This window comes from Streptomyces sp. NPDC002867, from assembly GCF_053591895.1.
Window position 1 is genome coordinate 89768 of sequence record NZ_JBSFUR010000013.1, and the last position, 21772, is coordinate 111539.

Genomic DNA, 21772 nt, shown 5'->3' on the forward strand with positions numbered 1-21772 from the left:
CGACGGCGCTCCGGCCGAGCCGCCGCGAGGGAGGCGACCCCACCGACCGATGGGCGCAGGGGCCGGATCGCTGTGGCCATGGAAGGGCGCCGTGGCCCTGGGGGACGGACAGGGCTCGGCGCGGTGAACGGGCACGCCGTGGCGCCGCAGCGCCGGGCGGGCGCCGTTTCGCCCGCCCGGCGGGAGCATCCGACAGCCCGGCCCGGCCCGGCCCGGCCCAGGCCGCGTGCCCGGCCCGCCCGGGGAACCCGGCACAGGCCCCGCCTGGCGTTACGCCGGACCCGTGACCAGCGCAGCCGACAGAAGAGGGGCCGCCAGTTCGATCTGCCACTGCCTCGCGCCCAGCGATCCCAGCATCTCCGCGACCGAGTCCGGCGTGACCGGCGACGGCGGTTCCCAGCAGACCCTGCGCACCGTGTCCGGGGTGATCAGGTTCTCCTGGGGCACGTTCAGTTCCTCGGCAAGTGCCGACACCGCCGCGCGGGCGGCCGACAGGCGGGCCGCCGCCGCGGGGTCCTTGTCGGCCCAGGCGCGGGGCGGCGGCGGGCCCGCCACCGGCTGACCGGGCTGCGGGAGCTCGGAGTCGGGCAGAGCCTTCGCCCGGTCGACGGCCGCCTGCCACTGCTCCAGCTGACGCCGTCCCATCCGGTGCCCGAAACCGGGCAGCGCCGTCAGGGCGTGCAGGTTGGCCGGCAGCGCGAGCGCCGCCTCCACGATCGCCGCGTCGCCGAGCACCTTGCCGGGCGACACGTCACGCCGCTGCGCGACCTTGTCGCGGGCCGTCCACAGTTCCCGTACGACCGCCATCTGACGGCGCCGGCGCACCTTGTGCATGCCCGACGTCCGCCGCCACGGGTCCTTCCGCGGCGGCGCCGGCGGGGCCGCGGCGATCGCGGCGAACTCCTGGACCGCCCACTCCAGCTTCCCCTGGCGCTCCAGCTCCTTCTCCAGCGCGTCGCGCAGGTCGACCAGCAGCTCCACGTCGAGCGCGGCGTAACGCAGCCACGGCTCGGGCAGCGGACGGGTGGACCAGTCGACCGCGGAGTGGCCCTTCTCCAGCGCGTAGCCGAGGACGCCCTCCACCATCGCGCCGAGCCCGACGCGAGGGAAACCCGCGAGGCGGCCGGCCAGCTCGGTGTCGAACAGCCGCGTCGGCACCATGCCTATTTCGCGCAGGCAGGGCAGGTCCTGGGTGGCGGCGTGCAGGATCCATTCGGCGTCGGCGAGGGCCTCGCCGAGCCCGGACAGATCGGGGCAGCCCACCGGGTCGACGAGCGCGGTGCCCGCGCCTTCGCGGCGCAGCTGCACGAGGTAGGCACGCTGGCCGTAGCGGTAGCCGGAGGCGCGTTCCGCGTCGACGGCCACGGGGCCGGTGCCCGCGGCGAAGGCCGCGATCACCTCGGCGAGCGCATCCTCGTCGGCGACCACCGGCGGGATGCCGTCACGGGGCTCCAGCAGGGGGATCGGCAGCCCGTCGGCGGGTACGCCGTCGTCCGGAGGGGCGCCCCCGGTGGTTCGCAGTGATGTCTGCGCTGCGGTCTCTTGGGCGTCGGTCACGTGCCAAGGGTATCTGTGAACGGATCGCGCCCGTCGACGGAACGTTCCGTCGACGGGCGCGGAGGAAGTGTCAAGAGTTTCAGTGGATGATGCCGGTCCGCAGGGCCACCGCCACCATTCCGGCCCTGTCGCCCGTGCCCAGCTTGCGGGCGATACGGGCGAGGTGGCTCTTGACGGTCAGTGCGGACAGGCCCATCGAGACGCCGATCGCCTTGTTCGACTGGCCCTCCGCCACCAGGCGCAGGACCTCGACCTCGCGGCCGGACAGCTCGCGGTAGCCGCCCGGGTGGCTCGGGGCACCCGGGGGGCGGCGGTGCATGCGACCGGCCGCGGAGCCGATGGGGGCGGCGCCGGGTCGGGCGGGGTGTCCGATATTGGTGCGCGTACCGGTGACGACGTAGCCCTTGACGCCTCCGGCGAGGGCGTTGCGCACGGCGCCGATGTCGTCGGCGGCGGACAGCGCGAGGCCGTTCGGCCAGCCCGCGGCACGCGTCTCGGACAAGAGGGTCAGCCCGGAACCGTCGGGCAGGTGAACGTCGGCAACGCAGATGTCGCGGGGGTTGCCGACGCGGGGACGGGCCTCCGCGATGGACGACGCCTCGATCACGTCACGGACTCCGAGCGCCCACAGGTGGCGGGTGACGGTGGAACGGACGCGCGGGTCGGCCACGACGACCATGGCCGTCGGCTTGTTGGGGCGGTAGGCGACCAGGCTTGCGGGCTGCTCGAGAAGAACGGACACCAGGCCTCCTGGAAAGGTGCGGGACGGAGCCGGCTCGGGGAAGAAGCCGGGGCGAACCGTGCAGTTAGGTCATTGACCTCTTCGGCATCAAACCCGTCCGCCTTTAGGGAATGATCACGATTTGGTGAGTAATTATCAGGACAATTCGGACAGGCGATCGATCATCCTACGAGCGAGCACGTGCACGTGCGCCTGCCCGTGTACGAGCGGGGCAGGGCGTCGCACGGCCCGCGTCAGTGTCCCGCGGATGAGCCGTTCCGCTCCTCAGGGCTGCTGCGGTCCTCGCCGCTGCGGAAGGCTCACCACGCCCGTCGTGCCGTCGGCGGCACCGGCCGGCGAAGGGGGCAGTCCGGCGACCTGGCAGAGGAGATCGCACCAGGCGGCGAGGTGCGTGGCGGTGTCCGGGACGCCCCCCGCCCCCTCCTGCGGAGTCCACGACGCACGGATCTCGATCTGGGTCGCGGGACGGCGGTCGGCGAGTCCACCGAAATAGTGAGACCCCGCGCGGGTGACGGTGCCGCTCGGCTCCCCGTACGCCAGCCCGCGGGCCTCCAGCGCGCCCGTCAGCCAGGACCAGCAGACCTCCGGCAGCAGCGGGTCGGCGGCCATCTCCGGTTCCAGCTCCGCCCGCACCAGCGTGACCAGACGGAACGTGCCGTGCCACGCCTCGTGGCCCGCGGGATCGTGGAGCAGGACGAGCCGGCCGTCCGCGAGATCGTCCTCGCCGTCGACGACCGCGGCTTCCAGGGCGTAGGCGTGCGGGGCGAGCTTCTGCGGCGGCCGGGTCGGATCGATCTCGATCTCCGCCCGCAGCCGGGCGGACCGCAAGGCCTCGACCGCCTGGCGGAACACGCGCGGCACCCCGCCCTGCTCCGCGCCTTCCGGCGCATCGACGCCGTTGGAATGATCGGAAAAATGTCCCTGAGCCGCAGCCATGCGGGGAAGAGTAGGCGGAACGAGGCCGTCGCGCAGGGAGGGACACCCTGCCCGGGGCGGCCACTTCTTCCTCACGTGCGAAGATTCTGGGCGTGAGCGCCAACGACCTTCCCCTGACTCGAGGCTCCGCCCGAGCCGGGGACACCCCGTCCCAGGGCCAGCCGACGAAGACGTACGACTCCGCTTTCCTGAAGGCGTGCAGGCGCGAACCCGTGCCGCACACGCCGGTCTGGTTCATGCGGCAGGCCGGACGCTCGCTTCCCGAGTACCTGAAGGTGCGCGAGGGCATCCCGATGCTCGAGTCGTGCATGCGGCCCGAGCTCGTCACCGAGATCACGCTGCAGCCGGTGCGGCGGCACAAGGTGGACGCGGCGATCTTCTTCAGCGACATCGTGGTGCCGCTGAAGGCCGTCGGTGTCGACCTCGACATCAAGCCGGGCGTCGGCCCGGTCGTCGCCGAGCCGATCCGCACGCGCGCCGATCTGGAACGGCTGCGCGATCTGACGCCCGACGACGTCGCCTACGTCACCGAGGCGATCGGGATGCTCACCGAGGAGCTCGGCGCGACCCCGCTGATCGGCTTCGCGGGCGCACCGTTCACCCTCGCCAGCTATCTGGTGGAGGGCGGGCCCTCCCGCAACCACGAGCACACCAAGGCCCTGATGTACGGCGACCCGCAGCTGTGGGCCGACCTGCTGGACCGGCTCGCGGACATCACCTCCGCCTTCCTGAAGGTCCAGATCGAGGCCGGGGCGTCCGCGGTCCAGCTCTTCGACTCCTGGGTGGGCGCGCTGGCCCCCGCGGACTACCGGCGCTCGGTGATGCCGGCGTCGGCGAAGGTCTTCGCGTCGGTCGCGTCGTACGGCGTCCCGCGCATCCACTTCGGTGTGGGCACCGGGGAGCTGCTGGGGCTGATGGGCGAGGCGGGCGCGGACGTGGTCGGCGTCGACTGGCGCGTCCCGCTCGACGAGGCCGCCCGCCGGGTGGGTCCGGGCAAGGCGCTCCAGGGCAATCTGGACCCGGCCGTGCTCTTCTCGTCCCCGGAGGCGGTGCGCACCAAGACCCGCGAGGTCCTGGAGGCCGCCGCGGGTCTGGAGGGGCACGTGTTCAACCTCGGGCACGGGGTGCTGCCCACGACGGACCCCGACGCGCTGACGCGTCTGGTGGCCGACGTCCACGAGACGACCGCGCGGTGAGCGCGCCCGGACACACCGCTCGCCGCGGGGCCTGCTGCCCCGCGGCGAGCACCGGCAGCGCGTCCCCGCCGCCTTACCTCCGACCTTCCGCCCGTACCGCCGCCGTCGCCTTGCGCGCGGCCACCAGGACCGGGTCCCACACGGGCGAGAACGGCGGCGCGTACCCCAGGTCCAGCGCCGTCATCTGCTCCACCGTCATCCCCGCGGTCAGCGCCACCGCCGCGATGTCCACGCGCTTCGCCGCGCCCTCGCGGCCCACGATCTGAACCCCCAGCAGCCGGCCCGTGCGGCGTTCGGCGAGCATCTTGACCGTCATCGGCGCCGCGTCCGGGTAGTAGCCCGCGCGGCTCGTCGACTCGATCGTCGACGTCACGTACTGCAGGCCCACCTCCCGCGCGTCCTTCTCCCGCAGACCCGTGCGGGCGATCTCCAGCTCGCAGACCTTGCTCACCGCGGTGCCCACCACGCCGGGGAACGTGCCGTAGCCGCCGCCGGCGTTCGCGCCGATGATCTGGCCGTGCTTGTTCGCGTGGGTGCCCAGCGCGACATGGCGTTCGCGGCCCGAGACCAGGTCCAGCACCTCGACGCAGTCCCCGCCCGCCCAGATGTTCTCGTGACCGCGCACCCGCATCGACAGGTCCGTGAGCAGGCCGCCGTACCGGCCGAGGGGCAGGCCCGCGGCACGGGCCAGGGCCGTCTCCGGCTCGACTCCTATACCCAGGACCACCACGTCCGCCGGGTACTCGGCGTCGTCGGTCGCCACCGCCCGGACCCGGCCGTCCTCACCCGCGCGGATCTTGGTGACGGCCGAACCGGTCACCGTGGTGATGCCCAGCCCGTCCATCGCCCGGTGCACCAAGGCGCCCATGTCGGGGTCCAGCGTGGCCATCGGCTGCCGGCCGCGCGTCACCACGGTCACCTCGTAGCCGCGCTTGAGCAGCGCCTCCGCCATCTCCACGCCGATGTATCCGGCGCCCACGACCACGGCGCGCCGGCCCTCCGTACGCGTCAGCGTGTCCAGGAGCGCCTGGCCGTCGTCGAGCGTCTGCACCCCGTGCACGCCGGCCGCGTCGATGCCGGGCAGCGGGGGCCGTACCGGGCGGGCGCCGGTGGCGACGACCAGCTTGTCGTAGCCCGTCCACGCCTCCTCGCCCCTCTCCAGGTCGCGGGCGCGCACCCGGCCGCCTGCCGTGTCGATCTCCGTCACCTCGGTGCGCATGCGCAGATCGATCCCGCGGGCGCGGTGCTCCTGCGGCGAACGGGCGATCAGTTCGTCCCGCTCGGACACGTCCCCGCCCACCCAGTACGGGATGCCGCACGCCGAGAACGAGCTGAAGTGCCCGCGCTCGAACGCCACGATCTCCAGCTCGTCCGGGCCCTTCATCCTGCGTGCCTGCGATGCGGCGGACATGCCCGCCGCATCGCCCCCCACGACCACCAGTCGCTCCGTTGTCATGAGGAACACGCTACGGCGCAGGGCCGGTTCAGTCCCGCGCCCCGGAAGGAGATGTCACCTCCGCACCCGGCGCCGGACGGGGCCGCAGCCGCGGCCGGACCAGCCACCGCCACATCGCGTACAGCAGGCCCAGCAGCGCGGCGAACGGCGCCACCGCACCGATCGCCACAGTGATCCACCGAAGCGTCGCCACCAGCGCGTCCCAGCCGCCGCCGAGCGCGTCCAGGAAACCGGGGGCGTCGTCCTCCTTCGCGTCCGGCGTCTCCGCCTCGGTCAGTGTCAGCGTGATCGTCGCCAGCGTCGTGCGGTCCTTCAGCGAAGCCTGCCGCGCCAGCAGGGACTCCAGTTCCGCCTGACGGCTGCTCAGCTGTCCCTCCAGCGTGACCACGTCGGACAGCTTCGTCGCCCGCTCCATCAGCTCCCGGACCCGCGCCACACTCGCCCGCTGGGTCGCGATACGGCTCTCCACGTCCACCACCTGGTCGGTGACGTCCTTCGCGTCGGCCTTGCGGGAGAGCAGCTTTCCGGCACCCGCGAGCTCCGTGAGGACCGGGCCGTACCGCTCCTGCGGTACGCGCAGGACGACATGCGAGGTCACATGGGAGTCGTCGACGCGTTCGGTGCTCTCGTTCTCGACCCGGCCGCCCGCCCGCTCCGCCACCGCGCGCGCGTTCGCGAGCGCCTTGACCGCGTCCTTCACCTCCATGTCGAGTGCGGCGGTGCGGATGATGTGCGGCGCAGACGGCGCCGAGGACTTCGCCGTCCCGTCCCGGTCCGCCCCCTCGGCGGGCTTCTCGGCGGACTCGTCCGCCGAGAAGCCGGATCCGGCGGCGCCCCTGCCGCCGTCGTGTGCGGCCGACTTGGCGTCGCCGGACGCGGAATCGCTCGCGCCGCAGCCGACGAGGCCGAGCGACGCGGTGAGCAGCAGGACCGCGAGCGTTCGTCGTGCACCCATGAGACCCCCCAGGGCTGGAATGGTGAGCGGTTGCCGGTTCGACGGCTCACCCCTGGTGACGGGTTGCCCGTATCCGGTTCCGAACCGGTCACGGTCAGGACTCGTTACGGGGGGCGTTCGGGCGTTTGAGAGAGTTGCCTCATGAACGTGGACACAGCGGCGCGTCATGTCGTCGTCATCGGGGGCGGCATCGCCGGTCTGGCCGCCGCCCACCGCCTGGTCACCGCCGGCGTGCGCGTCACCCTCGTCGAGGCCACCGACCACCTCGGCGGCAAACTCCAGGGCGGCGAGATCGCGGGCGTCCCGGTGGACCTCGGCGCCGAATCGATGCTCGCGCGCCGCAGCGAGGGCACCGACCTGGCCCGTGCGGTCGGTCTCGGTGACCGGCTCCAGCCGCCCGCCGTCGCGACCTCCGCGGTCTGGACCCGCGGCGCCCTGCGTCCCATGCCCAAGGGCCACGTCATGGGCGTGCCCGGCACCCAGGAGGCCCTGGCCGGCCTGATCTCGCCCGAGGGGATCGACCGCATCGGGCGCGAGAAGGACCTGCCGCCCGTCGAGGTCGGTGACGACGTCGCCGTCGGCGCGTACGTGGCCGAGCGCATCGGCCGCGAGGTCGTCGACCGGCTCGTCGAACCGCTGCTCGGCGGGGTGTACGCGGGCGACGCCTACCGCATCTCGATGCGCGCCGCGGTCCCCGGCCTCTTCGACGCCCTTCGCCGCCACGCCACTCTGCTCGACGGCGTACGCGAGGTCCAGGCCAAGGGAGCCGCGCAGCAGGGCGCCGGGCCCGTCTTCATGGGACTCGACGGCGGGATGGGAACGCTGCCCGCCGCCGTCGCCGCGTCCGTACGCGAGGGCGGCGGCGACATCCGCACCTCCACCGCCGTTCTCGGGCTGACCCGCACCGGCTCCGGCTGGCGGATCCGCACCGACCGCGAGCCGCTGACCGCCGACGCCGTCGTCCTCGCCACCCCTGCCTGGTCCGCGTCCGCGCTGCTGGCCGTCGAGTCCCCGGCCGCGGCGGCCGAACTCGGCCGCGTCGAGTACGCCTCCATGGCCCTGGTCACCCTCGCCTTCCGGCGCGCCGACCTCGGCTCGCCGCCGCCCGGCAGCGGGTTCCTCGTCCCGCCCGTGGACGGCCGGGCGATCAAGGCGTCCACCTTCTCCTCCAACAAGTGGAGCTGGGTGGCCGAGGGGGCGGGCGACCTGTTCGTCCTGCGCACCTCCGTCGGCCGTTACGGGGAGGAGCAGGCACTGGAACGCGAGGACTCGGAGCTGGTCGGCGTGTCCCTGACCGACCTCGCCGAGGCGATCGGCCTCACGGCCGCGCCCGTGGCGTCCGAGGTCACCCGCTGGACCGGCGGTCTGCCCCAGTACCCCGTCGGGCATCTCGCCCGTGTCGCCCGCATCCGCGACGCCATCGCCGAGCTGCCCGGCCTGCGGGTGTGCGGAGCGGTCTACGACGGTGTCGGCATCCCCGCCTGCATCGGCAGCGGACAGCGCGCGGCGGACGAGATTCTCGCCACGCCGACCCTGGCGCGGGGCACTGATCGGGACGCGGGACAATAGCCGTATGAGTGCGCCCGAAAAGATCCCGAACGCAGGCAAGAAGGCCAAGGACCTCAACGAGGTCATCCGGTACACGCTGTGGTCCGTCTTCAGGCTTCGAGATGCGCTGCCCGAGGACCGCTCCGGCTACGCCGACGAGGTCCAGGAGCTGTTCGACCAGCTCGCCGCCAAGGACGTCGCCGTGCGCGGGACCTACGACGTGTCCGGGCTGCGTGCCGACGCCGACGTGATGATCTGGTGGCACGCGGAGACCGCGGACGAGCTCCAGGACGCGTACAACCGCTTCCGGCGCACCCGTCTCGGCCGCGCACTCGAGCCGGTCTGGTCGAACATGGCGCTGCACCGCCCCGCCGAGTTCAACAAGTCGCACATCCCGGCCTTCCTGGCCGACGAGACGCCCCGCAACTACGTCTCGGTGTACCCCTTCGTGCGCTCCTACGACTGGTACCTGCTCCCCGACGAGGACCGCCGCCGGATGCTCGCCGACCACGGCAAGATGGCCCGTGGCTACCCGGACGTGCGCGCCAACACGGTGGCGTCGTTCTCGCTCGGCGACTACGAGTGGATCCTGGCCTTCGAGGCGGACGAGCTGTACCGGATCGTCGACCTGATGCGCCACCTGCGCGGGTCCGAGGCCCGTATGCACGTGCGCGAGGAGGTCCCGTTCTACACGGGCCGCCGCAAGAGCGTGGCGGATCTGGTGGCGGGGCTCGCGTAGTCCCGCAGAATCCCGACGGCGAGGTTTCCCCGCGTTCTACGCGGAAACCCAGCCGTCCACGACCGGGCTCATGGGCCCGGTCGCCTCGGCCGGGCCCGTGGAAACCGACCACCGGCGGGGACCGTCAACGGCCCCTGCCCTGGTGAGCCGCGGACCCGGCCGCACCCCTGACCCGGAAGATCAGACGGCGTGCGGCAGTTTCCCCTGCTCCGCGTGCCGGTCCAGCGACACCGGGTCCGGCTCCGGGTGCGGCGCGCATGATGCGCGCCGCACCGGCGTCTTCCCGTGCAGCAGGTAGTCCTCCAGGTACGCGTTGACGCACGCGTTGTTCCCGCCGCCGATGCCGTGCGTGCCCGCGTCCTCCTCCGTGATCAGCACCGAGCCGCGCAGCCGCCGCTGCAGCTCCAGCGCGCCTTCGTAGGGCGTCGCCGCGTCCCGTTCCGCCGCCAGGATCAGCGTCGTGGGCAGCGCGCCCCGCGCCGTGCCCACGTCCACCGGTTGCTGCCGGGGCGCCTGCCAGAACGCGCACGGCAGGTTCATCCACGCGTTGTCCCACGTCTCGAACGGCGCGATCCGTGCGAGCCGCGTGTTGTCGCGGTCCCAGGTCTGCCAGTCCTCGGGCCACGGGGCGTCGTTGCACTCCACCGCCGTGTAGACGGCGTTGGCGTTCTCCGCCGCCTTCTCGGTGCCCTGCTGCGGGGCGGCCTGGGCGATCAGCGGCTTCGGGTCGCCCTTCAGGTACGCCGACAGCGCCTTCGCGCGCAGCGGCCAGTAGTCGTCGTGATAGGCCACGCTCAGCAGCGCCGCGTGGAGCTGCCCCGGGCCGACCTTGCCGCCCGCCGGCTTCGCCGCCAGCGCGGCGCGCACCCGTTCATGACTGCGGGCGACCTCCTGCGCCGTGGCGCCCAGCTTGTACGTGGCGTCGTGCTTGGCGACCCAGGCACGGAAGTCGGCCCAGCGGCTCTCGAACGCCAGCGACTGACCGAGGTTGTTGCGGTACCAGATCCTGCTCGGGTCGGGGTTGACCGCCGAGTCGAACACCATGCGGCGCACCTGGCGCGGGAACAGGGTCGCGTACAACGCGCCGAAGTACGTGCCGTACGACGCGCCCATGAACGTCAGCTTCTTCTCGCCGAGCGCCGCGCGCAGCACCTCGAGGTCGCGCGCGTTGTTGAGCGACGTGTAATGGCGCAGCGCCGCACCGGCCTTGCGCGCGCAGCCCCGCGCGTACGCCTTCGCCTGCGCGATGCGCTCCAGCTTGTACGCGAGGGAGGGATGCGTCGGCGCCTGCGTCGGCGCCCGTACGAAGTCCGCCGGGTCCTGGCAGGACAACGGCGCGGAGCGGTCCACGCCCCGGGGGGCGTAACCCACGATGTCGTACGCCCGCGCGATGTTCTTCCACTCGGGCAGCTCGGCCGCCATGGGGAAGGACATGCTGGACGCGCCGGGGCCGCCGGGGTTGTAGACGAGCGCGCCCTGCCGCTCGGCCGACGGGCCGCTCGCCCGTACCCGGCTGACGGTCAGCGTGATCTGACGGCCCGACGGCTTCGCGTAGTCCAGCGGCACCTCGACCGTGCCGCAGGTGACCGGCTCGGCCAGGCCCTCCTCCTTCGGGCAGGCGCCGAAGGCGATGCCGGCGGCCGCGGCGCGCTCGGCGGCCACCGCGGTCCCGTGGGCCTCGGCGTACGCGGGAGAGGCACCGCCGGTCGGATGGACGGCGCCGGCCGGAGGGGCGGTGAGTGTCGTGAGGACCAAGGAACCGAGGCCCGCCACGGCTCCGAACTTCGCAACTGTTCTCATCGCGTTCCCTTCGTGCACGTGCGGCGGCCCGACGGCCGCGGGACGAAAGGATCCTTTGTCGGGCGATTGATGTTGTAAAGCACCGGTGTGTGTCGCGTGTCGGCCCCGATGGCCGGAATCAGCGGATCCGGTCGGCTGTCCGGCCGCTCGCGAACGCGGCCCGCAGCTGCGGATCGTCGAGTGCGCAGACCCCGTGAACGGCGACCATGGTGAGCTGAGCACGTTCACCTGCGCCGGACGCGGCGTGTTCGGCTGCCCGGTCGGTGAGGGAGTCGAGCAGCCGGTTGCCGGCGGGGGAGGCCCAGCCGAGGTAGTCGTGCACCTCGAAACGCGCTATAGCCAGACAGCCCAGCGTCATGACGAGCGGCGGCGCGAACCACGCCACGACCGGACCCGGCTGTTGTCCCTGGGAGAGCGTCAGCACGGCCCCGGCAGCCAGCACCACGGTCAGGACGCTCGCCGCGCGGACGGCGCGGATCGCGCAGACCACGAGATTCCTGGCCGTGTCGGGGACGGCGAGCCCGGCGCGGACGAGCCGGTCGGCGAGGGCGCGTACGGCATCGGCGGCGGACACGGCCGTCCGTACCGCCGCCGTGCGGGCCTGGCCCGAAGGACCTATCGCGCCGATGACCGAACGCTCCAGGTCGTTCTCGCCGTCGGGATCCACGACCGTCGCCCAGCCCGTGTGCGCCAGCAGCAGCCGGCGCCCGCGGTGCATCGACACGAGCGTCAGCTCGGTGACCCGCTGCGGACCGCCGGCCAGGAACGCGGCCTCGGGGAGCGTGAGCTCGTACGCACCGCACACATCGGCGCCGGCCTCCTCGCCGCGGGCCTCCTCGGCTCCCTCGTCCAGGTGGTGGGTCGCGTCGGCCGCGGCCAGGCACAGCCGCAGACAGCTGACGGCCGCGACGGCCCAGGCCAGGAGGACGAGGATGAGCCAGAGCATGGGCGAGTTCTACGCGAGGAGTGGGCGTCGCGCCACAGGCTGTTCGCCATATGGACGCGCCGGTGACGCCTGTCAGGAGCTGCTGGACGATCCGCAGCTGGAACCGGAGGAGCTTCCGCAGCTGGAACCTGAGGAACTTCCGCAGCTGGAGCCGGACGAGCCGCCGCAGCCCGAACCGCCCGAACCGCCGCTGCCGGCCCCGCAGCCCGAGCCGGAGCCCGAACTCGCGCACCATACGGGCTCCGAGCAGGCTGCGGAGTCGTTCCCGGCGTACGCGGTGTGCGACACCGTGGAGCGCGACCCGCGGCCGAGCCGGGCGGCGCCCGTCAACTGGGCCCGCAGATGCGGGTCGGGGAGCGCCCCCACCCCGCGGAGTGCGACGAACGCGACGACTCCCGGGGCGGCGTGGGCATGCGCGGCACTGTAGGAGCGCAGGGCGCGGCGGCCCTCGGGGGCGACGCGACGGCCCGCACGGTTGGCCTGGCTGAAGCCGATCACCACGCCCGGGATCAGGGCGGGCAGCGCGGTCAGGACGAACGGCAGACCGACCGGCTTGTGGCCGGAGTCCATGAACTGCACGGCGGTCGCGAGAACCGCGAGGGGCAGACAGATGACGCAGAGGATGCCCTGGGTCAGTCCCCAGGCGGAGAGGCCGCTGTGCTGCCGGGGAGGCGTCATGAGCCCGCGGGCGGCGAGGGCGTGGCCGATCTCCTGCACGGCGGGGCTGCGCATGACGTCCTGCCGCACGACGTGGAGCGCCCCGCTGGGAGCGGTGGTCAGTGCCCGGAACACCTCGCGCTCCACGGGGTCGTGCGCGACCTGGCGCACCGTCGTGACCACGCCGGGGCCGCCGACGACGATTCGGCCGTCCGTGTGCAGCGCGGCGAGCGCCGCGTCGGCGACGCGGGCCGGGCCGCCCGCGAGGAAAGCGGCCTCGTAGGGGTGGTGGATGCGTGCGTCGCCGTGCGAGGCGCTGCGGAGGGCGGCCGAGACCTTGACGATCAGCAGCGCGGAGGAGAGTCCGACGGCGAGGTAGAGGGCGAGGGCGAGGAGGGGCATGGGGCTCACCTTCCGATTCCGGCGAGAGCGTTGCGCGCGGCGCGGGCGAATCGTACGGCCCGCCGCGGGGGCTCGGGCGCGGCGCGCTCCTGCCACCAGAGGGTGAGCCGTCGCCGGACGGCGGCGTCCTCGGGGCGGCCGGTGGCGAGGAGGTGCTCGACGAAGTCGAGCGCGTCGCGCCGGTAACCGGCGTGCATGGGGCGGTTCCTGGCGTACGAGAGGAACGCGGGGCGGTAGGCGTCGCCGAGGATCCCGGGCAGTTCGGGCGCGACCTTGCCGACGACGTCGGCCCGCTTGGCCTGGAGCGCCCTGCTCTGCACGCGCAGCCGGCGCGGGTCGAACCCCTCGGGCGCGGGCGTCCCCGCGACCAGGGCGGACGTCAAGGCGGCCTGCCCGATCGCCACCCGCTCCCGGGCGGCGCCGCCGTTGTGCGGCGGGACGGTGACGGCCTCCCGCGCGTCGCCGCTGCCCTCGGGCTCGGCCCGCTCGGGCGCGGCGGGCCCGGGCGTCATGCGGAGCGTCTCGCGGATCCTGGACAGCTCGGACGACAGGGCCTTCGGCGGAGGGAAGTCGTCGTCGCGTTCCAGCAGCACTCCCGGCGGGCACACCCTCGCGCGGAGGTCCGCGAGCACGTCCAGGACCGGCTGCGTCACCGGGTGCGCGTGGGTGTCGTGCCAGACGCCGTCCCGTTCGACGCCGCCCGCCACGTGTATGTAGGCGATCGCCTCCACCGGAAGCGCGTCCAGCGCCGCCGAGGGGTCCTCGCCCCGGTTCACACGGTTCGTGTGCAGGTTCGCGACGTCGATCAGGAGCCGGACGCCCGTCCGCTCGACCAGCTCCGCCAGGAACTGGCCCTCCGTGAGCTCCTCGTCCGGCCACGCGATCAGCGCCGCGATGTTCTCCAGCGCGAGCGGCACCGGCAGCGAGTCCTGCGCGATGCGCACGTTCTCGCACAGCACGGTCAGTGCGTCCCACGTGCGCGGCACCGGCAGCAGGTGGCCCGCCTCCAGCACCGGCGACGCCGTGAGCGGGCCGCCGGCCCGTACGAACGCGATGTGCTCGGTCACCAGCGGCGCGTCCAGGGCCTCGGCCCGCTCCGCCAGGTCGGCGAGGCGGCGCGCCGACGGCCGGTCGGCGCCCCCGAGGCCGAGCGAGACGCCGTGCGGGACGATGCGCGTGCCGCGCTCCCGCAGACGGGTCAGCGAGGCCGGCAGGTGCCCTGGGCAGACGTTCTCCGCGACGACCTCGACCCAGTCGACGCCGGGCAGGCGCTCCACCGTCTCCGCGATCTCCGGCCGCCAGCCGATTCCGATGCCGAGTTCCATGAGTCCCCCTCCTCTGCCCGACAAGCCTCTGCCTGACATGTGATGTGCAGAGGTCATGGCCCCGTCAGGCACGGGTGAATCCGAAGAGGGGGACGTTCAGAGCTTCATCTGAGGTTCCGCCGGAGATGCCTCATCCGGCCGGCGGCACCTCGGGACGGTTCGTGTTCACCGTGCCCGGCGCCCCGGGCGACGGCTGTGACGTGACGGACACCTCGCCGGTCGGCTGCGCGGGCGCGGGCGCCGGCGGCAGGTTCCCGTCCGGCGGGGGCGGACCGCTGGGGCTCGCCGTCGCGTTGCCCGCCGCCTCGTTCGCGATCGCGTCGAAGTCGACCATTCCGGTCGCCTCCAGCATGGTGATGTGGTCGAGCACCGTCTGGTTGGCGTCGCTGGCGAGCTGGCGTATCAGCGCGTTGCGTGTCGTGTGCCGGACCTGCGCGATCGCTGAGAAGACCTTGCCGTGCGCGTTGCGCAGCAGGTTGGCGAACTTGCGCTCGTACTCCTGCCCGCTCGCCGCGGACAGTTCCCGCAGCCAGCCCTGCTGCTGCTCCGTGGGCTGGTTGGGCAGTTCGACGCCCAGCTTCGCCGCCACGTCCCGCGCCCGCCGGTCCAGGTCGGTGTGGCCCACGATGAGGTGGTCGCCCGCGTCCTTGATCGCCTGGCTCGGCGCCCGCTCGATGGCCTGCTGGCCCGCGGGCAGCTCCCACAGGCCCGCCAGCCGCACCTTCACCAGCAGGTCCCGGTCGGCCGCCGAGAGCGGGCCCCACTGTGTCGCGACGGTCGAGGCGTTGAGGTTCGCCTGTCCCGTACCGGAGCGGTCGGCGTAGGACCAGACAGGAAACGCCAGCGCGCCGACCGTGACGACGAGAGCCGCGATGATGAGTGCTGTCCCGTTGATGCGCCGCAACAATGTGCCTCCAGAGCCGATGTGTGAGACGGCAGCCGAAACCGCCCCACTACTGACTGGCCGGTCAGTCCTCCGGCCGTCCGCCGGTCGAACCTAGCCGGTCAACCTACTTGGCGGTACTGGGGGATACGCATCCGGGGGCCGGGATGTTCAGCCGCGCAGCGCCGGATGATCGGCGATCACCGTGCACGAGCCCGGAGCGATCTCCGTGAACCCCGCGTCGCGCACCACCGGCAGTCCGCTGTCGGTGAGCGCCCGCCAGTGTGCCGGATCGGCGGTGCGCACCGACAGGCGGTAGTCGGCCGTCCGCCATGCCTTGCGGTCCGTCTCGGAGAGCTCCCACCAGGCGAGTTGGGCACTGTGGCCCGCCTGGGCCATCGCCTTGCCGGCCGACATGTCCAGGTCCGGGCTCAGCCACAGCACCGGACCGTCGAGGTCGGGGGCGGCGGGCGGCGCGGGATCGCCGAGATCGGTGCCGGACACCTGCAGCTTGGCGAGTTCCTTCGGCCAGCCGTCGAGTGGGACGGGCGGGAAGACCCGTACCTCCGCCCGCTCGCCGGTCACGGTGATGCCCGGCAGCGTGCACGCCCGGCGCCACTCCGCCCCGCGCGCCCGGCGCACCACCTTGCGGATACGCGCGTCCTGCCAGTCCCGCATCGCCCGGGACCACTCGCCCTCGCCCACGGACCGCTCGTCGCCGAGGATCTCCAGGACGGCACGCGCCGCTGTCTCCAGCGCGTCGGTGCGGGCGGGCGGTTCGGCCTTCTCGATCCGTACGACCAGCGGCAGGACGAACTGCGGTGCCGCATCGCGCAGGCGGTTCTCGTGCCGGAAGGGACTGTCCGCGGGCCGGGTGGCCTCGGTGCCGGTGTTCTCGCTGCTCACCCGATCAGTGTGCCAGCCGCCATGCCCCGACACTTTGGGGCAGTTGGCGGAACCAGTGGCTCCGGGCGACGATGCCTCCCATGAAGAGCGATCTTTTCAACGGCGACAACATGGCGCAGCAGGCGACGGTGCCGGGGATGACGTTGCAGAACGCCAAGTCGGTCAAGTACGCGGTCAACGGGGAGATGCACGCGCGCCAGGGCTCGATGATCGCCTTCCGCGGCAATCTCCAGTTCGAGCGCAAGGGCCAGGGCATCGGCGGCATGCTCAAGCGAGTCGTCACGGGCGAGGGCCTGCCGTTGATGGCGGTGCGCGGCCAGGGCGAGGCGTGGTTCGCCCACGAGGCGGCCAACTGCTTCATCGTGGACATCGAGCAGGGCGACGCGCTGACCATCAACGGCCGCAACGTGCTGTGCTTCGACGCGACCCTGTCCTACGAGATAAAGACGGTCAAGGGCGCCGGCATGACGGGCGGCGGCATCTTCAACAGCGTCTTCACCGGCTACGGGAAGCTCGCGGTCGTCTGCGAGGGCAGCCCGATCGTGATCCCCGTCACCCACCAGCAGCCGGTGTTCGTGGACACGGATGCGGTCGTCGGCTGGAGCGCCCACCTGAACACCTCGCTGCACCGCTCGCAGTCCATCGGATCAATGATCCGCGGAGGTTCGGGCGAGGCGGTCCAGTTGAAGCTGGAGGGCGAGGGGTTCGTGATCGTCAGGCCCAGCGAGGCCACTCCGCAGAAGGCGGCGCAGAGCTGAGGCTGCAAGGAGTCGGCCGCCGTTACGGCCTCGCTCCTGCCGGTCACCGCTTGGGGTGCCCGTCTGCGCCACCCAGGAGCCGCCCGCCGCGCGCGCCGTCCCGGCCGCCGCCGCGGGCACACCTGTCGGCCCTGCTCGCCGCCGTGGCCTGGGCGGGGGCGATCGGTGCCGTGGCGACCGGGGTCGTCGCGTTGATCAGCGACGCGAGGAGCGCCGACCACAGGGTCGTGGTCCCCCTGCTGCCCGCTGTGGCCGCCGGGCTGCTCGCGCGCGCGGTGAGCGTCCTGGTCGGCGCTGCGGTGGGCGCGCTGTGCACCCGGCCCGTGCTGCACGCGCGCGGCTGGTCGCTGCCGGCCACCGCGACGGCGGCGCTGCTGGCCCTGGTGACCACCGGCTCACCCGCCCAGCACCGGTGAGCGTCCTCGTCACCGGCTCGCGGACGGGGACGGTCCACCTGCCGGTGCCCGCCCTGCCGGCCGCGGCGCTGATCGCGGCCGCTGCGGCCGCGATCACCTGCCTGCTGTGCTCCAGGCGGTGCTGACGGGGGAGCCGACAGGGACCCGCGTCGCCCCCGGCCTCGGACTACAGTCGTACCTATGGACGAGCACGAGCCGTACTGCGAGACCCCGACCGACTCCGGCACCGCCGCCGGACCGGCCGCGGACGCGGCACCCGGCGAGGAGTTCGCCGAGTGCGTGCTGTGCCGCGAGCCGACCGAGTACCCCGCGTCCGTCAAGGGCGCTCCCCTGTGCCCCGTCTGCGAGTGGCGAGAGGCCGAGAAATCGGCCTGCTCCGGCTGACGTGGGGCGGGCAGATGCGCTACGAGGGGCGCATCAGGTCCGAGACCTTCACGAAGCGGTACCCGCGGCGGCGCAGCTCCGGGACGATCCGGCGCACCGCCTCCTCGGTGACCGGCGCCGCGCTGCGCGTGCAGTGCATGACCACGAGCGATCCCGGCCGCACGCCGGCGAGGACCTGCTCGGCGACGGCGTCCGCGTCGGTCGCGAAGGCGTCGCCGCTGACGACGTCCCACTGCACCGCGGTGACCTCGGCGGGCGCGATCGCGCGCAGCGCGCCGTCGTCGTAGCAGCCGCCGGGGAAGCGGAAGTACGGCACCGCGTTGCGCACCCCGGCCTTCTCGAACGCCGTGAAGGCGCGTTCCACGTCCGCCCGCATGTCCTTCGCGGCGACGGCCGGGAGCCCGTAGCAGTCGGGCGTGAAGGCGTGGTGGCTGTAGGAGTGGTTGGCGGTTTCGAAGAGCGGGTCCGTGCCGATGGCCCTCGCCTGCGCGGGGTACTCCTCGGCCCAGCGGCCGGTCATGAAGACGGTGGCGGGAACCTTCAGCGCGCGCAGCGCCGCGATGAGCCCCGGGTTGTCGAAGCGCTCGCCCCGCGCGGCACGCGGGCCCTGATCGGCGGTCATGTCCGCGTCGAAGGTGAGTGCGACGGTCCTGGGAGCCGTGGCGGCCGGGGCCGCCGCGCGCCGGAAGACGGGGGTCAGCCCGTGCGGCCCGGGGGCGAGGGTCGGCGCCTTCGGCCGCTGCCGCGCGCCCGGTGCGCGGGGGTTGCCCGGCTGGGGCGACGCGGCGTCCGGGCCGGAAGCGGTGGGGGAGGCAGACGCCCCGAGTACGGCGGCGTGGGGATCGGTGCCGGAGGAGGTGTCGGGGTCGGTGCCGCATCCGACAAGTACGGCTCCCAAGGCGGCCGTGGCCGCATATCTTCGTGCAGAAGTGGTCACTGGCGGAAAATATATGATCATCGGTCCGACGGGCCGTCAGGAAGGCTCCTGCGTCGGGGTTGCTTTCGCGGCAGAGCGTTCGGCTCTGTCCGTTGCACCGTGCAATGATGCCCCCGGCTCGTTCCACGGTCCGCCGCGCGGATCTCGCGTTCAGGAGGAATGGCATGACCCCGCCGCCCACGGCCGGTGTGCTCGCCACCATGCAGGACCTGCTCGCCGTGCCGGAAGGCCGGGGCGGCGCCGTGTGGCGGCTGGATCCGGCCGCCCGCCAGCTGGACGCCAACGTCATCCGCGTCCCGCCCGGCGGCAGCGTCGCGCGCCATGTCGAGCCCGACCTGGACGTCCTGCTGTGTGTGCTCGCCGGGAGCGGCGAACTCACCGTCGGCGGCGAGGCCCAGCGGCTCGGGCCCGGCTGCGTGGCCTGGCTGCCCCACGGCACCGAGCGCGCCCTCGCCGCCGGGCCGGACGGGCTCGTGTACGTGACGGCGCACCGGCGGCGGCCCGGTCTCTCCATCAGGCCGGCGGAGGCCGGCACTCCCCGCCGGGCCGCGGAAGGCGGCGAGTCCGCCTGCCTGCTCCACCGGATCTGCCCCGGCTGCGACCGTCCCGCCGAGGACATCGGCGCACGGTACTGCAGCCGCTGCGGCACCGAACTGCCTTTCGGGGAAGGAGTCTGACGCCTCGTCGGCGCGCGGAACGGGTCCTTCACGACGGCCGTCGATGAGCACAACGCACGCCTCCTCCGTATCAAGGGTCGGACGCGTCCCCCGGTTCCCTTCGGCAACCGGATTCCGTACCCCCGCAGGAGGCAGCGAGTTGAGTCACAGGCGAATACCCAAGCGAAAGGCCGTGCTTGCAGGAGCCGGGGCGGTGGGCATCGCCGCGGCGGCCGTCCTGCTGCCGCACGCCAACGCGTCGCAGTCGGATTCCGGCGCCGACGCGGCCCCCAGGGCGATGAGCGCCGCTTCCGCCCAGGACCTGCTGTCGCGGCTGGGCCCCGAACTGGGCGAGGCGTACGCGGGCGCCTACTACGACGCGGGAAAGAAGCAGCTCGTCGTCAATGTCGTCGGTGACGACGACGCGATCGGCCAGGTCAACGAGACCGGCGCCGTGGCCAGAAGCGTCGAGAACAGCATGGGCGAGCTGAAAGCCGCGGCGAGCACACTCGCCGCGAAGGCCACCATCCCCGGCACGGCATGGGCCGTCGACCCGAGGAGCAACCAGATCCTGGTCACCGCCGACCGCACGGTTCTCGGCGCACGCTGGGACAAGCTGGAGTCGGCCGTCGGGTCGCTGGGCTCCGGCACGGCTCGTATCAAGAAGTCGGCGGGCGAGTTCAGGACCTTCCTGGAAGGCGGCGACGCCGTCTTCGGCGGCGGAGCGCGCTGTTCCCTCGGCTTCAACGTGACCACGCAGGACGGTGCGCCGGGGTTCCTCACGGCGGGCCACTGCGGTGTGGCCGCCGAGCAGTGGTCCGAGGACGCCAACGGGGCTCCCATCGGCACGGTCCAGGCCGCGACGTTCCCCGGCGAAGGCGACTTCGCGCTGGTCACGTACGACGACCCGGCGACGCAGGCGCCGAGCACGGTCGACCTCGGGAACGGCCAGACGCTGGACATCGTGGGCGTGGGCGACGCGGCGGTGGGTCAGCAGGTGTTCCGCATGGGAAGCACCACCGGCCTCGACGACGGCCAGGTCACGGGCCTGAACGCGACCGTGAACTACCCCGAGGGCACGGTCACCGGGCTGATCCAGACCGACGTCTGCGCGGAGCCGGGCGACAGCGGCGGAGCGATGTTCACCCGCGAAGGACTCGCGATCGGCCTGACGTCGGGCGGCAGCGGCGACTGCACGTCGGGTGGCGAGACGTTCTTCCAGCCGGTGACGACGGCGCTCGCCGCGGTCGGCGCGCAGATCGGCGCGGACGCGGGCGGCGCCGGGGACGGTGACGGCGCGGGTGCCGGTGACCCGGGCGCGGGTACCGGTGACGGCGGCGGCGCGCAGGACGTCGGAGGCGCGAACGACGCGGGCGCGGGCAACGGCGCCGGCGACGCGCAGGACGGCGGCGACGGGTTCGCCCGCAGGCAGGGCTGACCGCACCCGGCACAGGGCGGCGGAGCTCCGGCGGCCTTCCGGCCCCCGGAGCTCCGCCGCCCTCAGTCCGTCTCCGGCCCGCCCGCGGCGCAGTCGCCGGCCCCGCTGGCCGCCGTGTCCAGCGTCGCGGTCAGCGCGTCCAGCTCCGCGCGCAGCGCCCGCACCCGGTCGAGCGACAGGCCCGTGGCCTCCGCGATCCTGCGCGGCACGCCCAGCGCCCGGTCGCGCAGTGCCTCGCCCTCGGCGGTGGGCCGTGCCGTCACGGAACGCTCGTCCGCCACACCACGCCGGCGCTCCACGTACCCCGTCGCCTCCAGGCGCTTGAGCAGCGGGGACAGCGTGCCCGAGTCGAGGCGCAGATGCTCGCCGATCTGCTTGACGGGCAGTTCCCCGTGCTCCCAGAGGACCAGCATCACCAGGTACTGGGGGTAGGTGAGGCCCAGGTCCTTCAGGGCCGAGCGGTAGATGCCGTTGAACGCGCGCGCCGCGGCGTGCAGCGAGAAGCAGATCTGGTGGTCGAGGCGCAGGAAGTCCTCGTCCGCCACATCGCGCAGTGTGGTGTTCTCCGTGCGTCCGTCGCGTCCGTTCATGCGTCCCAGGGTACCAAGCTGCGGACTATTGAGTTGTGCGCAACTTAATCGTGTGCTTTATTAGTGAGGCGGCCCGCTCCACGGCGGACCGCCACCGCATCACCGGACGAAGAGGGATGGACTCATGGACGCGCTCTACACCGCTGTCGCCACCGCCAACGGCCGCGAAGGCCGCGCCGTCAGTTCGGACGGCCAGATCGACCTGCCGCTCGCGTTCCCCGCGGCCCTCGGCGGCAACGGGCAGGGCACCAACCCCGAGCAGCTGTTCGCCGCGGGCTACGCCGCCTGCTTCGCCAGCGCGATGGGCGCCATCGGCCGCCAGGAGAAGATCGACGTCAAGGACGCCTCGGTGACCGCCGAGGTCTCCATCGGCAAGGACACCGACGGCGGCTTCGGACTCTCCGTGATCATGCGCGTCGAGCTCCCCGACCACCTCCAGGGCGAGGCGGGCCGCGAGCTGCTGGAGAAGACGCACGCGTACTGCCCGTACTCCAAGGCGACCCGCGGCAACCTGCCGGTCGAGCTCGTCATCGAGTGACCACCGA

Annotated in this window: 23 protein-coding genes; 10 read left to right on the top strand and 13 right to left on the bottom strand. The window is 73.1% G+C overall.

The genetic code is table 11. From position 1 onward, the window contains the following. Positions 1-270: 270 nt before the first annotated feature. The 3 genes from ACWD0A_RS15395 to ACWD0A_RS15405 all read right to left on the bottom strand — a co-directional run bounded on the left by ACWD0A_RS15395 (position 271) and on the right by ACWD0A_RS15405 (position 3235). Positions 271-1557: an HRDC domain-containing protein gene (locus ACWD0A_RS15395; protein ID WP_451298249.1), complete on the bottom strand. Its 1287-nt coding sequence runs from the start codon at positions 1555-1557 to the stop codon at positions 271-273. Positions 1558-1636: 79 nt separating this feature from the next. After that, on the bottom strand, positions 1637-2299 hold the full coding sequence (locus ACWD0A_RS15400; protein WP_177151815.1) for a response regulator transcription factor: 663 nt from the start codon (positions 2297-2299) through the stop codon (positions 1637-1639). 264 nt (positions 2300-2563) lie between these two features. Beyond that, entirely contained in the window at positions 2564-3235 is a 672-nt protein-coding gene (locus ACWD0A_RS15405; protein WP_451298251.1) for a DUF3000 domain-containing protein, read from the bottom strand. Positions 3236-3348: 113 nt separating this feature from the next. On the opposite strand from ACWD0A_RS15405, the gene hemE reads away from it, so the two are divergent. Next, positions 3349-4431 (top strand): uroporphyrinogen decarboxylase, encoded by a 1083-nt coding sequence (hemE, locus tag ACWD0A_RS15410; protein ID WP_307717685.1) that lies wholly within the window; start codon positions 3349-3351, stop codon positions 4429-4431. Positions 4432-4504: 73 nt separating this feature from the next. On the opposite strand, the gene ACWD0A_RS15415 is transcribed toward hemE, so the two are convergent. Both ACWD0A_RS15415 and ACWD0A_RS15420 read right to left on the bottom strand, forming a co-directional pair. Further along, complete coding sequence (locus ACWD0A_RS15415) at positions 4505-5887, bottom strand: FAD-dependent oxidoreductase (RefSeq protein ID WP_451298253.1); 1383 nt, start codon at positions 5885-5887, stop codon at positions 4505-4507. A gap of 28 nt (positions 5888-5915) precedes the next feature. Continuing rightward, positions 5916-6842, bottom strand: coding sequence for a DUF4349 domain-containing protein (locus tag ACWD0A_RS15420; RefSeq protein WP_451298255.1), 927 nt, complete (start codon positions 6840-6842; stop codon positions 5916-5918). A gap of 141 nt (positions 6843-6983) precedes the next feature. On the opposite strand from ACWD0A_RS15420, the gene hemG reads away from it, so the two are divergent. Beyond that, positions 6984-8411 (top strand): protoporphyrinogen oxidase, encoded by a 1428-nt coding sequence (hemG, locus tag ACWD0A_RS15425; RefSeq protein WP_451298257.1) that lies wholly within the window; start codon positions 6984-6986, stop codon positions 8409-8411. 4 nt (positions 8412-8415) lie between these two features. Continuing rightward, on the top strand, positions 8416-9129 hold the full coding sequence (hemQ, locus tag ACWD0A_RS15430; RefSeq protein ID WP_451298259.1) for a hydrogen peroxide-dependent heme synthase: 714 nt from the start codon (positions 8416-8418) through the stop codon (positions 9127-9129). 180 nt (positions 9130-9309) lie between these two features. On the opposite strand, the gene ACWD0A_RS15435 is transcribed toward hemQ, so the two are convergent. The 6 genes from ACWD0A_RS15435 to ACWD0A_RS15460 form a co-directional block, all read right to left on the bottom strand. Next, positions 9310-10929, bottom strand: coding sequence for an alpha/beta hydrolase (locus ACWD0A_RS15435; RefSeq protein ID WP_451298261.1), 1620 nt, complete (start codon positions 10927-10929; stop codon positions 9310-9312). 118 nt (positions 10930-11047) lie between these two features. Then, complete coding sequence (locus tag ACWD0A_RS15440; RefSeq protein ID WP_451298263.1) at positions 11048-11875, bottom strand: TIGR04222 domain-containing membrane protein; 828 nt, start codon at positions 11873-11875, stop codon at positions 11048-11050. A 72-nt stretch (positions 11876-11947) separates the two neighbouring features. Beyond that, positions 11948-12934 (bottom strand): TIGR04222 domain-containing membrane protein, encoded by a 987-nt coding sequence (locus tag ACWD0A_RS15445; RefSeq protein WP_451298265.1) that lies wholly within the window; start codon positions 12932-12934, stop codon positions 11948-11950. A 5-nt stretch (positions 12935-12939) separates the two neighbouring features. Next, positions 12940-14259, bottom strand: a complete 1320-nt coding sequence (locus tag ACWD0A_RS15450; protein ID WP_451298267.1) for a DUF692 domain-containing protein — start codon at positions 14257-14259, stop codon at positions 12940-12942. A 130-nt stretch (positions 14260-14389) separates the two neighbouring features. Further along, complete coding sequence (locus ACWD0A_RS15455; RefSeq protein WP_307712885.1) at positions 14390-15163, bottom strand: DUF4142 domain-containing protein; 774 nt, start codon at positions 15161-15163, stop codon at positions 14390-14392. A gap of 150 nt (positions 15164-15313) precedes the next feature. Further along, the gene (locus ACWD0A_RS15460) at positions 15314-16048 is read right to left on the bottom strand and encodes an aminoacyl-tRNA hydrolase (protein ID WP_451298269.1); all 735 of its coding nucleotides are present in this window, start codon (positions 16046-16048) and stop codon (positions 15314-15316) included. 80 nt (positions 16049-16128) lie between these two features. Between ACWD0A_RS15460 and ACWD0A_RS15465 the strand changes: the two genes are divergently transcribed. The 4 genes from ACWD0A_RS15465 to ACWD0A_RS15480 all read left to right on the top strand — a co-directional run bounded on the left by ACWD0A_RS15465 (position 16129) and on the right by ACWD0A_RS15480 (position 17606). Beyond that, positions 16129-16806 carry an AIM24 family protein gene (locus tag ACWD0A_RS15465; RefSeq protein ID WP_451298271.1) on the top strand — a complete coding sequence of 226 codons (678 nt, stop codon included), beginning with the start codon at positions 16129-16131 and terminating at the stop codon, positions 16804-16806. Positions 16807-16949: 143 nt separating this feature from the next. After that, entirely contained in the window at positions 16950-17222 is a 273-nt protein-coding gene (locus ACWD0A_RS15470) for a hypothetical protein (RefSeq protein WP_451298273.1), read from the top strand. After that, positions 17219-17347 carry a hypothetical protein gene (locus ACWD0A_RS15475; protein ID WP_451298275.1) on the top strand — a complete coding sequence of 43 codons (129 nt, stop codon included), beginning with the start codon at positions 17219-17221 and terminating at the stop codon, positions 17345-17347. The genes ACWD0A_RS15470 and ACWD0A_RS15475 overlap by 4 nt, the downstream gene beginning before the upstream one ends. 55 nt (positions 17348-17402) lie before the next feature. After that, positions 17403-17606 carry a hypothetical protein gene (locus tag ACWD0A_RS15480; RefSeq protein ID WP_451298277.1) on the top strand — a complete coding sequence of 68 codons (204 nt, stop codon included), beginning with the start codon at positions 17403-17405 and terminating at the stop codon, positions 17604-17606. A 19-nt stretch (positions 17607-17625) separates the two neighbouring features. Here the strand turns inward: ACWD0A_RS15480 and ACWD0A_RS15485 are convergent, their stop codons facing one another. Continuing rightward, entirely contained in the window at positions 17626-18564 is a 939-nt protein-coding gene (locus ACWD0A_RS15485) for a polysaccharide deacetylase family protein (protein WP_451298279.1), read from the bottom strand. 143 nt (positions 18565-18707) lie between these two features. Here ACWD0A_RS15485 and ACWD0A_RS15490 point away from each other — a divergent pair, with 143 nt between their 5' ends. Both ACWD0A_RS15490 and ACWD0A_RS15495 read left to right on the top strand, forming a co-directional pair. Next, entirely contained in the window at positions 18708-19220 is a 513-nt protein-coding gene (locus ACWD0A_RS15490) for a cupin domain-containing protein (protein ID WP_451298281.1), read from the top strand. A 139-nt stretch (positions 19221-19359) separates the two neighbouring features. Next, positions 19360-20637, top strand: a complete 1278-nt coding sequence (locus ACWD0A_RS15495) for a S1 family peptidase (protein WP_451298283.1) — start codon at positions 19360-19362, stop codon at positions 20635-20637. Positions 20638-20699: 62 nt separating this feature from the next. On the opposite strand, the gene ACWD0A_RS15500 is transcribed toward ACWD0A_RS15495, so the two are convergent. Further along, the gene (locus ACWD0A_RS15500) at positions 20700-21227 is read right to left on the bottom strand and encodes a MarR family winged helix-turn-helix transcriptional regulator (protein WP_451298285.1); all 528 of its coding nucleotides are present in this window, start codon (positions 21225-21227) and stop codon (positions 20700-20702) included. 124 nt (positions 21228-21351) lie between these two features. Here ACWD0A_RS15500 and ACWD0A_RS15505 point away from each other — a divergent pair, with 124 nt between their 5' ends. Further along, on the top strand, positions 21352-21765 hold the full coding sequence (locus ACWD0A_RS15505) for an organic hydroperoxide resistance protein (protein WP_177151791.1): 414 nt from the start codon (positions 21352-21354) through the stop codon (positions 21763-21765). The last annotated feature ends 7 nt before the right edge of the window (positions 21766-21772 follow it).

Bases quoted from the DNA above. Each gene is read 5' to 3' on its own strand.
- ACWD0A_RS15450 (WP_451298267.1), bottom strand. From the start codon at position 14,259: ATGGAACTCGGCATCGGAATCGGCTGGCGGCCGGAGATCGCGGAGACG.
- ACWD0A_RS15440 (WP_451298263.1), bottom strand. From the start codon at position 11,875: ATGCTCTGGCTCATCCTCGTCCTCCTGGCCTGGGCCGTCGCGGCCGTC.
- ACWD0A_RS15500 (WP_451298285.1), bottom strand. From the start codon at position 21,227: ATGAACGGACGCGACGGACGCACGGAGAACACCACACTGCGCGATGTG.
- ACWD0A_RS15445 (WP_451298265.1), bottom strand. From the start codon at position 12,934: ATGCCCCTCCTCGCCCTCGCCCTCTACCTCGCCGTCGGACTCTCCTCC.
- ACWD0A_RS15485 (WP_451298279.1), bottom strand. From the start codon at position 18,564: ATGATCATATATTTTCCGCCAGTGACCACTTCTGCACGAAGATATGCG.
- hemQ (WP_451298259.1), top strand. From the start codon at position 8,416: ATGAGTGCGCCCGAAAAGATCCCGAACGCAGGCAAGAAGGCCAAGGAC.
- ACWD0A_RS15435 (WP_451298261.1), bottom strand. From the start codon at position 10,929: ATGAGAACAGTTGCGAAGTTCGGAGCCGTGGCGGGCCTCGGTTCCTTG.
- hemG (WP_451298257.1), top strand. From the start codon at position 6,984: ATGAACGTGGACACAGCGGCGCGTCATGTCGTCGTCATCGGGGGCGGC.
- ACWD0A_RS15480 (WP_451298277.1), top strand. From the start codon at position 17,403: ATGGACGAGCACGAGCCGTACTGCGAGACCCCGACCGACTCCGGCACC.
- ACWD0A_RS15405 (WP_451298251.1), bottom strand. From the start codon at position 3,235: ATGGCTGCGGCTCAGGGACATTTTTCCGATCATTCCAACGGCGTCGAT.
- ACWD0A_RS15505 (WP_177151791.1), top strand. From the start codon at position 21,352: ATGGACGCGCTCTACACCGCTGTCGCCACCGCCAACGGCCGCGAAGGC.
- ACWD0A_RS15465 (WP_451298271.1), top strand. From the start codon at position 16,129: ATGAAGAGCGATCTTTTCAACGGCGACAACATGGCGCAGCAGGCGACG.
- ACWD0A_RS15490 (WP_451298281.1), top strand. From the start codon at position 18,708: ATGACCCCGCCGCCCACGGCCGGTGTGCTCGCCACCATGCAGGACCTG.
- ACWD0A_RS15415 (WP_451298253.1), bottom strand. From the start codon at position 5,887: ATGACAACGGAGCGACTGGTGGTCGTGGGGGGCGATGCGGCGGGCATG.
- ACWD0A_RS15420 (WP_451298255.1), bottom strand. From the start codon at position 6,842: ATGGGTGCACGACGAACGCTCGCGGTCCTGCTGCTCACCGCGTCGCTC.